The organism is Pseudomonas cichorii, from assembly GCF_018343775.1.
GTDB lineage: Bacteria > Pseudomonadota > Gammaproteobacteria > Pseudomonadales > Pseudomonadaceae > Aquipseudomonas > Aquipseudomonas cichorii.
In genome coordinates this window covers 1,807,411-1,820,827 of record NZ_CP074349.1, presented here as the reverse complement: position 1 = coordinate 1,820,827, position 13,417 = coordinate 1,807,411, and the positions used below count along the sequence as shown (strand labels likewise).

General features: G+C 47.5%; 11 protein-coding genes and 1 pseudogene. 9 read left to right on the top strand and 3 right to left on the bottom strand.

Translation table 11 applies throughout. The features are described from left to right. The first annotated feature begins 162 nt into the window (after positions 1-162). A complete protein-coding gene (locus tag KGD89_RS08105; RefSeq protein WP_025259288.1) occupies positions 163-636 on the top strand; it encodes a hypothetical protein in 474 nt (157 codons plus the stop codon). 323 nt (positions 637-959) lie between these two features. Next, entirely contained in the window at positions 960-4,286 is a 3,327-nt protein-coding gene (locus KGD89_RS08100) for a glycosyl hydrolase (RefSeq protein ID WP_074568931.1), read from the top strand. A 289-nt stretch (positions 4,287-4,575) separates the two neighbouring features. Here the strand turns inward: KGD89_RS08100 and KGD89_RS08095 are convergent, their stop codons facing one another. Further along, positions 4,576-5,562 (bottom strand): helix-turn-helix domain-containing protein, encoded by a 987-nt coding sequence (locus tag KGD89_RS08095; protein ID WP_025259286.1) that lies wholly within the window; start codon positions 5,560-5,562, stop codon positions 4,576-4,578. Between the two features lie 155 nt (positions 5,563-5,717). On the opposite strand from KGD89_RS08095, the gene KGD89_RS08090 reads away from it, so the two are divergent. The 7 genes from KGD89_RS08090 to KGD89_RS08060 all read left to right on the top strand — a co-directional run bounded on the left by KGD89_RS08090 (position 5,718) and on the right by KGD89_RS08060 (position 12,051). Continuing rightward, entirely contained in the window at positions 5,718-6,191 is a 474-nt protein-coding gene (locus tag KGD89_RS08090) for a hypothetical protein (RefSeq protein ID WP_025259285.1), read from the top strand. Positions 6,192-6,646: 455 nt separating this feature from the next. Next, positions 6,647-8,449: a glycosyltransferase gene (locus tag KGD89_RS08085; RefSeq protein ID WP_143008693.1), complete on the top strand. Its 1,803-nt coding sequence runs from the start codon at positions 6,647-6,649 to the stop codon at positions 8,447-8,449. Positions 8,450-8,729: 280 nt separating this feature from the next. Further along, entirely contained in the window at positions 8,730-9,227 is a 498-nt protein-coding gene (locus tag KGD89_RS08080) for a PAAR domain-containing protein (RefSeq protein WP_025259283.1), read from the top strand. A gap of 2 nt (positions 9,228-9,229) precedes the next feature. Further along, positions 9,230-9,976 carry a hypothetical protein gene (locus KGD89_RS08075; RefSeq protein WP_025259282.1) on the top strand — a complete coding sequence of 249 codons (747 nt, stop codon included), beginning with the start codon at positions 9,230-9,232 and terminating at the stop codon, positions 9,974-9,976. Next, on the top strand, positions 9,973-10,497 hold the full coding sequence (locus KGD89_RS08070; protein WP_025259281.1) for a hypothetical protein: 525 nt from the start codon (positions 9,973-9,975) through the stop codon (positions 10,495-10,497). Before KGD89_RS08075 ends, KGD89_RS08070 begins: the two co-directional genes overlap by 4 nt. 97 nt (positions 10,498-10,594) lie before the next feature. After that, entirely contained in the window at positions 10,595-11,125 is a 531-nt protein-coding gene (locus tag KGD89_RS08065; RefSeq protein WP_236250082.1) for a hypothetical protein, read from the top strand. 89 nt (positions 11,126-11,214) lie between these two features. Further along, entirely contained in the window at positions 11,215-12,051 is an 837-nt protein-coding gene (locus KGD89_RS08060; protein WP_025259280.1) for a hypothetical protein, read from the top strand. Between the two features lie 62 nt (positions 12,052-12,113). Here the strand turns inward: KGD89_RS08060 and KGD89_RS08055 are convergent, their stop codons facing one another. Further along, positions 12,114-12,365 carry an immunity protein Tsi6 family protein gene (locus KGD89_RS08055; RefSeq protein ID WP_074568933.1) on the bottom strand — a complete coding sequence of 84 codons (252 nt, stop codon included), beginning with the start codon at positions 12,363-12,365 and terminating at the stop codon, positions 12,114-12,116. A 257-nt stretch (positions 12,366-12,622) separates the two neighbouring features. Further along, positions 12,623-12,957, bottom strand: a pseudogene (gene tnpB, locus KGD89_RS08050) (IS66 family insertion sequence element accessory protein TnpB). Positions 12,958-13,417: the final 460 nt, after the last annotated feature.

The window sequence follows — 13,417 nt, the reverse complement described above, 5'->3', positions numbered from 1 at the left end:
GTTCCTTTTATTGCCTGGCTAAACGATCAATGGCCCGCACAATCAACTCATTGTCCTGTTCAGACAAGCCAGCCCCCTGCGCCCTTAGATAAGCTTTACCAAGACGATTAAGACATGGCATTTTGAATGCTTACTTTCTCTTAGTGCGACAAGGATAGCTGTATGGCCGACATAGATTTCTATACGCTTTTCTCCGGCTTGCCTGAAAGTCATGATCACCGCTTTTCGCAAATAGAGAGTTTCTATTCACAGCATAGGGTTACGCTATTATGCACGCTGCCTTGGCTCGCTGCTGAGCTGGCTGAAAATGACGGAATTCTGGCAATGTCCTGTTTTATCCGCCGGTATGGAGGAAGTCGCTTATATATAAACAAATCACATCACGATTTTTTAGAAAAAATAGAAATAATTATTTCAGAAAAAACTTATAAACAACTGCTCACTCACGCAGGTGCCAGTGGAAGCATTGATATTCCCTCTGCATGGGGAATATTCAGCGCCTTGAGAAAGGTAGCCATACAGCAGGCCATTACAGAAGATATGCCTGCACAGAAAATCGCCAATTGTTTTGGTGTCACTGAACGCCATCTCCGAAATCTCGCTCATAAAGAACTACTTAAACGCGCTGCCATTTAATTCTGCGGCCCAACAGGGGGATTCATCAAGGCCACAGGGAAGTGCCACGATGCTTAAGCTCTAACCATTTAAACCCTGAAAACCATGCAGATCTGTGCAAGGAAACGCTGAAAAAGTCACCTGCAAGTTGTTAACTTATGCAATACCCAGGGTACCGCGGTAGGGATTTCTATTTTAATTGATGGGCACGTATTGCCACCCAATTACAAATAAGACACCTGCTTTGACAGCAGTCTCGAACACAAAACGGCATCGCTGAATAGCGACTGTCTGCCTTCGCGCAGCCTAAACAAAACCACGTCAACACTATCGAGGAGAATACCTTGCGAACGTCTGTCATCATCCCAACCCATAACAAAGCAGAATACCTTAATCTTGTGCTCGCCTCTCTGGTTTCTCAAACTGAGGCGCCGGATGAGATTGTCATCATTAATGATGGATCAAGTGATCATACACTTGATGTTATTCGGAACTATATCGATAGACTGCCGATTCGGGTTCGATCTCAGGCGTGTGGTGGCCGCGCAGCCGCACGTAATGCAGGCCTGGAAGAAGCCACAGGAGATTTAATTATTCTTTGTGATGATGACCGAATCGCCGCACCTGATTTTGTCGAGCAGCATCGTGCAGCGTTGCAGCGTGACCCCTCCGTGATCTGCATTGGATGGAAGAAACGAGCCTTGACCATTTGGCGGAACGCTCTGCCCCTGATACCAACTGATTATGAACGCCTTAGCGTTTCTGCCGGATTCTCATTTCCATACTTACCCGATGACACATGGCAGGCACTCATTTCGCCCAGACAAATCATGAATGATTTTGATGAGTTCCTGAAATTATGGGTGATGGGGGATGAAATTGACAACTCACCAGGAGAGCCCTCTTTGTGTGCTGAGTTGATGCCCTGGATTTGGGGGACAACAGCCAATATGTCTTTTGACAGACGCTATGGCAAAGAAGCCGTCTTTGACGAAACCTATAAGGGCTGGGGTGTTGAAGATGTTGACTTTTGCTTAAATCTTATCCAGCAGGGACGACACATTAGCTTTGAAAATTCGGCTGTAAACTATCACCAAATACACAAACTCGGCGATGCAGGATTACGTGAGGCGAAAGCCGAACGAATGCACCAGGCAAACATCAATCTCAACTATTTCTGCGAAAAGCATAGAACACTGGAGGCTCATCTCTACCGGCGTGTACAACAAGGAATGAAGCCGCATGAAGCCGCTGCTATTTTGTTGACCGCACGCCAGGATTCAAGCGGTATTCTGACCGAAGAGTTGAGAACCATTTACGCACTCCAAACGTTCTCCAATGAAGATTGCGGCGACTTGAAGTCAATTTCCGGCAATGATCTTTGGGCTCTGGACAGGGTTCAGGAGTACCTGTGGGATGATGAGCAAAGCCAGAGACAACCTGTTCCCGCAACCCAATCTCGCTCTGGACGTATGCAGCCTGCCCGTCCTCGGATCGCAGGTTTAATGCAAAAGCTGCCCACTACACATAAATGGTGGACTCCTATGTTGTGGCAAGCAGAAGAAAAGCAGTTTTGCGAAAGGATGTATGCCTTGCCGCTATGTTTCCAGGCGACGAAGAGCGGCATGAAAATCGGCTATCCAAGAGCCGTGCAAATCACACCAGATAACCGAACATTTGAACTGCCTTTTTTACATGACCTGACCCTTCGCTTGGCAGAGGATGAGGCAGTAAGCTTCGGCGTACAGGATTACTCCGACAGAACAGTGGATGTTGTTTGGGAGGGGAAAAACCAGCGCATGACCATGCGAGCTGTTCAGGGTTGTCCCTCTGTTCATTTCTGGTTTGAGGGCCCTTCACATCTGGACATCTCTTTTGAACACACCACCCACTTTTCTGCCTGCCCTGATGACCAGGCGATTATTGCAACTTCCAAAGACGTGCAGTATTTGATTTGCTACAAAGGTTGCTCTTGGGAGTGCAAAGATAATAAAACGCTGGGCGTCCGGGGTGTCAAACACGACTCCGCCGTGACCGTGCACGTTCTTCCCGATCTAGAGGGAACACTGCTAAAGCACTTCCTTCTTCAGGGGACAAGAAGACCAGTGGACAAAGGCTTCGAGTGGGAAGTGGATCATTCAGAGAAACGCGTTCAGATGCATTTCGCGATGCACAATGATGATGAATCTCAAAGTGGCGGCTTTCTGCAAGCGCTGTTACCGCATCAGTGGCGTCGAAGCAGCGGGCTTGTCGCCCTTGGTCATTATGCCTCTGCACGCGGACTCATGACCCTTGTTGATGTAACTGAATTCTCGGTAGACATGAAAAAGCGCAGCTTCCTGCCCTACCTTCCACCGATCGTCGATGCGACAGCTCACACCTATCAATTGATCGACGATGCCCACACTGCATCCGCAACAACAGCCTTATGGCAACGTCCCTTGGAAGGGTATTCATCAGACGATGGATATTGGGCCGGTAAAGCACTTGTTCGCCTGGCAGACATGGCGAACACTGCTCGGTACGTTGGCCATGATTCAGCTGTTCAGCATTTTATAGAAACCATCAAATACAAGCTGGAAAGCTATTTTGAAATGCGCGACCAAACAGGCTTTTACTACGACAAACAGTGGACGACGTTGTTATTTACGCCCTGCTCGGTACACGGAGTGGCTGAGCACATGAATGATCATATCTATTATTATGGTTATTTTTTAAGAGCGGCCGCCGCCGTAGGACTGCACGATCGCGCCTGGATTAATCGTCCTGAAATCAAAACTGTTTTGTTAAAAATAATAGGCGATGTGGCCAACCCTGAGCGTGACAGCACCCTCTTTCCGTTCATGCGGTGCTTTGATGCCTATTCGGGTCACTCTTGGGGTAATGGCAGTGGTGCCTATTCCCAAGGACTTAACGCCGAGCCATCAAGCGAATCGATCAATTTTGCCGCATCGGTAGCACTGCTAGGCGGTTTACTGGAAGATCAAAAAATTCAAGATCTTGGCATCATGCTCTATACCGCCGAATGCGAAACAACACTCGATTACTGGTTCAATCGCTGGGACGATAGTTTTCCCGACAATTTTGCGCAGCCTTTTGTTGGAATGTTATGGTCAAGTGGAGCAAGCTGCAGGTCCTGGTTTGATGTTCGTCCGACCGAAGCCCTGGGTGTCAATCTCCTGCCGATCCAGGCAAGTTCGACTTATTTATATGGTAATCCGCATTTACAGGCTGTGCTAAACAAAATTTATGCTGACTGGGATCACAACGGGCCGCGCTGGGGAAACGTAATGGCGATGACTCAGGCATTGACCAATGCCTCGGCCGCACAGGCGACTATTGATCGTCTTTCTGAATCGGAACTGACAGAGTGGTCGTTACACCCCGGCACTGTACAATTATGGATTGCAACGCTTGCCAAACTCGGTGAACCGGTGGAATCCATAACCTGTAATCTGCCGTTCTATGCCGTCTTCGAGAAAAATGGCAAGCGCAACTATTGGGCCTTCAATCCCGGAAAGGAACCTGTCGATGCCTTTTTCTCGGACGGCTTTCAACTTCTGATTCAACCTGGTATCGATGCAACCGGATGGCATCCCAATTTACGAGAGCCGACCTCGGAGAAAGAGCAGCACAAGCCTGGCGTATTCGTGCCTATGGCAGGGCTCTGAAAAGCCGATCACTAACGGATAAGAACTGCAGCCAAGCTGCCAGCAATTTTTCTTGAAAGTCTCGCGGCCTATCAGTCCGATGCGGCACGGGACTTAACCAGGAAAGACGGACAATAGAGCAACGTGGCTTGGCTGCAAACACTGACAATAGGCTCCACACCGGCCTTACTGAGTAGACAGGGAGACTATATCGTGAAAAGTTCGATAAAATTTCAGGTCACGATGCCATCCGCTTGCGGCTTGTCCGGCGGTCCTTCACAGAGCTCTAAAGTGAGACTGATTAACTTCATTAACACCTGTGCTGCATCCTGAACTGGCTTGGTGTAACGCCCCAGCACTCTTTAAACTTTCTACAAAAATGCGAAGCACTGCTAAAACCACATGAATACGCGATATCCGTGAGGCTTAAGCGATCATTGCTGCGCAATTTCAACGCCTGACTTGCCTGTTCGAGCCTCATTTTCCACAACAGCTTTTCTACACTTTCCCCGTGCACATCCCTCATCACTCGATTGAGCGTCCTCACGCTAAACCTCAATGCTTTCGCCATTTTACTGACCGAAAAAGACATATCATCCAAATGCGCACTCAAATACTGGATACTCAAATCCCTGTAATGACTATTTTTTGACTTCGCCAAATCAAAGGGCACGATGCTATAGCTCTCGATAGTCTCCTTCAGCAAATAAATCAATGCTTGCAGTATACGCTCTCCTGTCTCCGCCCCGTATGTCAACTCGTCGCAAATGAGTGTCAATGCAGAGTTGTAGAATAACTGTGATTTCTTTTCACGCGTGCTGTCAAAACGGAAAGGCAGTTGCATCTCGACCAACGACAGTATTGAATCTATTTGACTTGCCGGAAAGGTCATCATGATCAAGTGCACATCCTCATGAAGAAGCACTTCAGTTTCGACCCCGAGATTAAACAATCCCCAATCACCGGGTTGTAAGGTGATCATTTTATTATTCTGAACGTACTGAATACTTCCTTTTCGCTGAAAAACCAAAAATCTCCTTGCAGGAAGCGAGTGCGTCTCAGGCAATCCACTACAACCAATCTTCCATGGCGTAGAACGCAGCGAGGTTACATTGAATTCACCGAACTGCTGAGCGTAGAAATGAGCGTTGAAACCCTCCGTCACACCATGAATCTTGAAGCTCTTCTCCCAGAGGTCCGTGGGAAAATTACAGACATTCTCATTAAACATATAAAACCATTGAAAAACACGTTGCTCCGGAGAAAATTCCGACGCCCACACAGATGCCTTGTTCATTTTAACTCCTATTTGACCGAACCATGGCTCGCACAATCAATTCTTTGACCTGTTCAGACAAGCCAGAACACCGTGCTCATAGATAAGATGTACCAAGACGTTTAAGACATCACACCTGGCTTCTTACTTTCTCTTGATACGACAAGGATTGATGCATGGCCGACATAGACTTCTATACGCTCTTCTCTGGCTTACCAGACCGGGATGACGATCGCTTTTCGCAAATAGAGAGATTCTATTTAGTGCATCGACATGCGTTATTATGCACCCTGCCCTGGCTGGCTGCCGAGCTGGCCGAAAATGACGGCATTCTGACAATGTCCTGTTTTATCCGACGTTATGGAGGAAGTCGTTTGTACATAAATAAATCCCATCAAGATTTTTTAAAAAAGATAGAAATTATTATTTCAGAAAAAACACACAAACAATTCATTACTCATGTCGGTGCCAGTGGCAGCCTTGATATACCCTCTGCCTGGGGTATCTTTAATGCGTTTAGAAAAGTGGCTATACAACAGGCAATTACAGAAGACATGCCTGCGCAGAAAATTGCCAATTGTTTTGGAGTCACTGAACGCCACCTCCGCAATCTCGCCCACAGAGAACTACTTAAACACACCGTCAGCTAACGAAAATAAATATCCACCGATCGTAATCTGCCTGCCTAGGTGGAACGGTTCCATCGTTTTGATTTATCAAGGAGCCCAGGGAAGTTCGACGATGATCAGTTGCGCACTAACCCATTGAAATCAATAAATAAATACCCGTGAAACGGCCTGAATACAGGGGTGCCTGCTTCAGAAAAACAGAAGCATATGCAAACACACTTGCACTTCGGTTCGATGCCGGCAGCCTCGATAACGCCCAAAAAGCCGATAACGAACGGATCAAAATAAACCCTGAGCCATAAGTAAAACTGGGCAGTTCTCTATAAAAGACAATGTTCGCCCTGAAACAAGGCGTGTTCGATACACGCTGCGGCAACAGTCAATTGACACTGATGAGCGTCTGCATAAACAGCCAACACCCTGATAGATATTGATTCATTTCCTTTACGCATCCAAAATCATTGTGGGAGCACAACGTGGAATATCATATAACAGTCGGATTATTATTCGCGGCTTGGGCAACACTCGTCCTGACAATTAAACGCTTAGCCCATCACGTCAGGGGAACAGGTGAAGTCAACATTTCTCTCCTATGGCTCATCATCGTCATTGCACCCAGCGCGTTTCTACCCTTTAAAGAGGCGATGTTTATTTTAATAGGCACATCGGTCTCACTGACCCTGGCAATTCAAACACGAAAATGGTTTTTACCTTTAACCAATACAATGGGCATAGCAGTCACGACCGTAGAGTATCTGCCCTTTTTCTTAATGCTGACAGCCCTCGTCATCCATTATGCCTCCCTTGAAATAGAGGGATCAATTGTTGTCGGAATACTATTTTCATTTATTTATATGATGCTCACGGCCCCCTTCAAGCCTCTGTTAAATGTTCCTCAATTCAACATGCACTTCCCGAAAATGACACGCGCTCGCGAGCGGTTGGCAGAGCGCAGTGATTTCGACAGCGTGTGCGTCCATCTGCCCTCTTATTCAGAACCTCCCGAAGTCGTCAAAATGTCTATTGATGCCATTGCAAACAACTTGGGGAGACAGTCACATCTTTTGGTCATCGACAATAACACTAAAGATGAGCAGATCTGGCAACCGTTGGAAGCGCACTGTGAAGTCAAGGGCGAGTCCGTATCATTCAGGCATGTCGAAGGAATCACGGGTGCCAAAGCAGGTGCGTTGAACTATGCGCTTCGCCAGTCACCGTCTCATACAGAATTTATTGCCGTTGTGGACGCAGATTACATCGTGGAGTCAGCTTACTTTGAGGAGTATCAAAAGCTTTTCACGGACCCGGATATCAGCTATGTCCAACTCAGTCATGACTATCATAGCTACGAAGAAAACGTTTTTTTGGCGGGGTCTTACTACACCTATACGCCCTACCCCAAAATGGTATTGCCTGCGCTGGATGAATATGACGCTGGCCTATCGATTGGAACCATGTGCCTGTTCCGTCGCGACGTTATTACTGAAATAGGCGGATGGGGTGAGTGGTGCTTGACAGAGGACTCTGAACTCACAATAAGAATGGGGCTGGCGGGCTATAAGGGAAATGTGTTGGGCGATACGGCAGGACGCGGACTGTTGCCCGAAACATTTGAAGCCGTTAAGAAACAGATTTTTCGCTGGGCAGCAGGCCCGACACAACAGTTACTGCATCATTGGCGAGGCTATTTATCCGCGCTGACCCGAGGACAAATGAAATGGAATACTTTCATTTTGATCATGCGTACCCATCTACACCGCTTCGCAATACCCTTGAACATGCTTATCGTCGTATTGGCGATAACGGTTTTCCCCGCATGGGCCGAGTCGGACATCCCTTTCAGTATACTGGTTTCATCCATCATATTCAGTGCGGCCCGCGTGGCACTGCTTTATGGTGACAAATGGATTACATTCCAGATGATGGGCGGCGTACGGGTCAAAGACTTCTTGAATAGTATCCTTATCGAGAATGCCTTGAGATGGACAAACATGTGCGGCTTCCTGGCACCGCTCGTGAAAATTTCCCTTCCATGGAACAGAACCGAGAAATTCCCTAAAGCACGAGAATCAGGACGGATGTTGCGTTCGGTCGCAACCGAACTCAAGGTTGGCATATTTTTTGTTGCCCTGACGATGGGAGGACTCATTAATTATTATGACGAGTTACCTAATTTAATAACCTTGGCAGGAATGGCTGGGCTCTGGACCGCTACAACCTTTCTAGGAGCGGGGTGGGCGGCTTATCTTTCCGAAAAATCACTACCGAAAAATTTATGACTTAACCAGCCCATACACCGCACTGAATCAGCAGTTGAGTTATTGACACTCAACTGCTTGCGTAATGGGTAACGGCGGAGGCCTTGTATGATCTCCGTGAGCCTGGTGAGCCCCCAACGAAGCGGGAAGTGATCCGCTACTGGCGTCGCACATGCTCCAGGAAGACAGACGTCATCCATTGCTGAACGTCGGGTACGCACTTAAAATGCCATCGCTGACAAGCTGTGAACGATCCGGCTTGCCAGTCAGACCTATCCGACACTTTGAAATGGAATTTCGCATGAGTGGCAAACCTGCTGCCCGCCTTGGCGACCCCACCAGCTGCCCACTGCCTGGGCACGGCACCAACCCGATCGCCAGCGGCTCCCCCGATGTAAACTTCGACGGCCTCCCCGCAGCCCGCATGACCGACAAATCCGCCTGCGGCAGCCCCATCACCGGCGGCGTCAGCTCAACGGTCTTCATCAACGGCCTCAACGCCGCGACAATCGACAGCACCGGTGCCCACGGCAACATCATCATTGGCGGCTCCGGCACGGTCATCATCGGCGACACCTTCGTCCCGGCCCCCTTCAGCGGGCTGCTGCCAATGCCCGTGCATTTCAGCGACAAGCTCAAACTCATCAACGAAACCACCGGCGAACCCATGCCCAACCACGGCTACGCCATCCAGCGCGCCGACGGCAGCATCGAAGAAGGCATCAGCGACGCACAGGGCTTTACCCACATGATCAGCTCGCATCTGGCTGAAAGCATCAAACTGTTTGTGGAAGATTGAAAATGGCCGCTGAACAACAAGCAGAAGAGATTGTGCTTTCAAACGGGAAGAGAGCGTGTGTGGCGACGACGCATACGTTGACGGCGGTTAATGATGCCGTGGTTAAAACGGTGCCGGTGGCAGAGAAGAAGGCGGTGGTGTTTTTTATTGGGGGGGCGGCGGATCAGGAGTCGTATTATTTTCAGGGGCCGAATTATAACGTTGACTATGCAAAAAAAGAACTCGCAGAAACGCTCGGCACAAATAAAATTGCGTTTGAAAAAACCAGGATGTTGTCAAAAAGCTATAACGACGCAAAGGGGGACAGTGATATAGAGACTCACTTCATCAACAATATACCTAATAAATCCTGTGCGGTTTATATCGTCGGGCATAGCTTAGGTGGATGGAATGGAGCGCACCTGTCAAGAACACTGTCAGAAAAAGGTTATACCGTTAAGTTTCTAGTCACGCTGGACCCTGTAGGTGAGGGTTTTCTGGTATGGCTGGGCTCGGACATTTATTTTTCAGAGCCCTCTCCTGTTGCCGAAACCTGGATCAACATTCTTGCTGAATCCACTAATCCAGACGCCTCGGATAGCGTCGCAGATTTTGGAGAGCAATGGATCATGACCTCATGTCCGACAATAAATAAAACTGCCAATATCCACCATGCTTCGGCAGGCCAGATGTTCATAGAGCCCGTGCAAGGAGCAAAATCCGCACGTGATCTTATTTTCGAGTCGATTACCGGATTTTTTGGCCAATGAATATATATCGCAGCCTCATTCTTTTGGCAGTGCTACTGTGCGCAGCCTGTGCAAAAACACCTCGCGTGCCACAGGCCGAGCTGACACTATTGTCTTTTGAGCGAGGACCCAACAATTTTTACATTGTCGACTTCACCTCCAACATTAATTTACTGACAGCTTTTCAGGACTACGAAAACAGCAACCAGCTGCCCCCCATGCTGATCTGCTCCCTGAATCGCGATACCAAATTTTCGGCAGATCATGCTATCGCCATAAAAGCCGAAGGCGTGGTAAAGGCAAAAAAAGAAAGCAAACTTAATCATAACTATATTGCATCGCTGATCTTTTACTATACCAACCCGGATGGAACACAGCGTAACGATAATGACTATGATGCGATAAAACCTCTGCTTTTAGCTCAAGATTCAATTCCTTGCAAAGCACGCATCACTTATTACGGATTCAAAGCTTACTACAGCAAAACATTACTTATACCAGCAAAACTAATGCTGGAAAAATTGAACACCACCAAATCATAAACATAACTACCTGAATCACATGCGCTACCAATGTATTTAAGCGCTCACTGCAACCTAAACTCATAGCAGTGAGCGTAAATTCATATCGAACTTATAAATGCCATTTATGAAAATCAAAGCACTTCGCTGCATCATTTACCTGACAGTAATTTTGTGCACAGCATGCGTAAAAACAGCACAAATACCGGTAGCTGACCTTAATCTTTTATCATTCGGACCAGCACCCAAATACCCTTACACTGTCACTTTCAGCTCAAGCGTGGATCTGCAGTATGCATTCAATGACTATGAAAATAGCAACCAATTAAACCCCAGCTTCATCTGCTCCCTGGATCCTGATGCACAATTTACAGTAGAAGCCCCCATCAACATAGGGGCTACAGGACGAGTAGAGGCAAAAAGTTCAACAAGACCAAACTACATCTTCACCTCCGAGCTTATCTTTCGCTTTAACAATCCTGATGGAACTCAACGGGACTTAAACGACTTCGAGGCTTTTAAACCACTACTTGAGTCAAAGGAGTCAATCCCTTGCAGAGTATTCATAACGGCGTATGGATATAAAGCTTACTACACCAATATACTTTTTATTCCCTCCAGACTCATTCTAGAGCAGATTAACAAGTGAGAATCGCAAATGGCTATTCGTAGGTCCAGTACAAGAGTCAAAGTCTGCATACAACCTAATCACTGACGCTAGCAACAGACTTTTAGCACATGAGCATATATCACTCTTTTATTTTCGCAATAGCACTTTTATGTACCGCCTGCGCAAAAACGCCAAACATCCCACGCTCAGAGCTTAGGTTATCGTCTTTTGAGCGAGGCCCCAATAACCTTTATACGATTGAATTTACCTCAAGCATTGATCTGATGCGCGCCTTCAACAATTACGAAAACAGCAACCAACAACGCCCAGTATTGACGTGCTCTCTGGATCGCGATACAGACTTTTCTACAGATCATGTCATTAAAACAAAAGCCAGTGGCTTAGTAGAGGCAAAAAATCAAAGCAGGCTAAACCGCGACTTCACTTCCGAAGTGTATTTTTCTTATTCCAACCAAAAAGGCAGCGAAAGCATTCTGAGGGAGTACGACGACATAAAAGCATTGATTGAGGACCAAGTATCAATCCCTTGCAAAGTCCGTCTCACAGCTTCATGGGGATACGATAGTTACTACACCAATACCTTCTTTATCCCATCAGCGCTAATACTGGAAAAAGTGAGAGAAAATAACTCAATCACTGAAAGCCCCCTACATACCGCGCCCCCATTTATTGCAGATCGCTGGCCTCCTACTTTAATATTCCCGGCGATTGGAATCCCTCTGCCTGCGCCTATCGTCATCATCGACGGCACCTTCTTCTCGGCCCCCTTCAGCGACAAGTTCCAACTCATCAATGAAACTACCGGCGAGCCTATGCCTAACCACGCTTATGCCATCCAGCGCGCCGACGGCAGCATCGAACAAGGCGTCAGTGATGCCCAGGGCTTTACACATAGGGTGAGATCGCAGGTGGCTGAAAGCGTCAAAGTGTTTGTGGAAGATTGAAGGTGGTCGCAACGAGCAGAAGAGATGTATGCGATCCATAAACCCCACCTGCCCGACAGTGGTTACGATGCACTAGCAATTCGGTAGAAAATCTCTGCTGCATCAGCATCCAACGGCTCAATCTCTCTTGCCGTCAAGACACCAATTGTGATGTCTTTAAGACGTGAACGGTCGGAATGTGTTCCCTTCTCAAGCTCAATCAAATACTCAATTTGCTTACCAACAGATTGGAGTGCAACACTACTCGGACATTTGCAAAGCAATTCACGGCATTTTTTCTGGCCATTTTCTAATAAATTCAATTTTTCGCTCATGGTGTAGGCACCTGAATCATCAGTGATTTATTCGGAACAAAATATTGTGTACCGCCACCCGTTGTCTGGTATGGCGGCTTAGGCACTGTCCATGTATCAAGAATATCCGCTGCTGTACTTTGCATTGCCCGTAGCGGTTGGGAAGGAGTGAAGCATCTTCACAAGCATTTGCTTGAGCAGTTGAGGATCGTCGGGGAGGTTTTCGGGCACAGAATTCATGCCCCGGATTATACCGAATCAGGCCACAAATCGCGGCGTCAAACCTGATGAGGACGGTTGCGCCAGAGGTCAAAGCCATCGAGCAGCCAGTTCAGTTCGTGGACAGTCAGAATGATCGCTTCGTCACCGATGTCCGGCGAGGTTTTGAAACGCTCGGACTCGAGGCGTTTGAGCCAAGGCAAAAGCCATTGCGTTCCCAATATAAAATCTTCACACGGTTGCGGGGTTTGTTGAGAAACACGAAAAGCACCGGATCGAACACCGCCACTTTTATGTCCAGTTCGACCAGGGCAGCGAGGCCATCAATGGATTTTCGGAAGTCGACGGGTTTGGGGTAAAGGTAGACTTTTTCGACTTTGGCATCGGGTCGCATCATGAGGCGCTGGCTCCGGAAAGAAATCGGGAGCACAGCATCGGTCTTCAATGGGCGGCTTTAAATGTGAGGGCGCTATGGAGCGGTTATCCACATAGTGAGATCGCGTATGGCTGAAAGCATCAACTGTTTGTGGAAGATTGAAGGCGGCTGTTGAATAAGAAGCAGAAGGGATTTTGCTTCCGAACGGGAAGACAGCACGCCAGGCGACGACGCATACGTTGATGACTGTTAATGATGCGGCGGTTAAAATGGTGCCACTGGCTGATAATAAGGCGGCGGTACTTTTTATTGGGAGAGGGCAAATAAAATTTTCAGGGTACTAATTTTAACGTTGACTTTTCCAAAATCCCCCTCAACAAGAAACTCGGCATATCTCAAACCTTACTTAATCAAACCATCCGCATATCAAAAAGCCATAACGATTCAAAAATTTATGGTGATATTCACTTATTTATTC

Bases quoted from the DNA above. Each gene is read 5' to 3' on its own strand.
- KGD89_RS08105 (WP_025259288.1), top strand. From the start codon at position 163: ATGGCCGACATAGATTTCTATACGCTTTTCTCCGGCTTGCCTGAAAGT.
- KGD89_RS08095 (WP_025259286.1), bottom strand. From the start codon at position 5,562: ATGAACAAGGCATCTGTGTGGGCGTCGGAATTTTCTCCGGAGCAACGT.
- KGD89_RS08090 (WP_025259285.1), top strand. From the start codon at position 5,718: ATGGCCGACATAGACTTCTATACGCTCTTCTCTGGCTTACCAGACCGG.
- KGD89_RS08080 (WP_025259283.1), top strand. From the start codon at position 8,730: ATGAGTGGCAAACCTGCTGCCCGCCTTGGCGACCCCACCAGCTGCCCA.
- KGD89_RS08075 (WP_025259282.1), top strand. From the start codon at position 9,230: ATGGCCGCTGAACAACAAGCAGAAGAGATTGTGCTTTCAAACGGGAAG.
- KGD89_RS08070 (WP_025259281.1), top strand. From the start codon at position 9,973: ATGAATATATATCGCAGCCTCATTCTTTTGGCAGTGCTACTGTGCGCA.
- KGD89_RS08065 (WP_236250082.1), top strand. From the start codon at position 10,595: ATGCCATTTATGAAAATCAAAGCACTTCGCTGCATCATTTACCTGACA.
- KGD89_RS08060 (WP_025259280.1), top strand. From the start codon at position 11,215: ATGAGCATATATCACTCTTTTATTTTCGCAATAGCACTTTTATGTACC.
- KGD89_RS08055 (WP_074568933.1), bottom strand. From the start codon at position 12,365: ATGAGCGAAAAATTGAATTTATTAGAAAATGGCCAGAAAAAATGCCGT.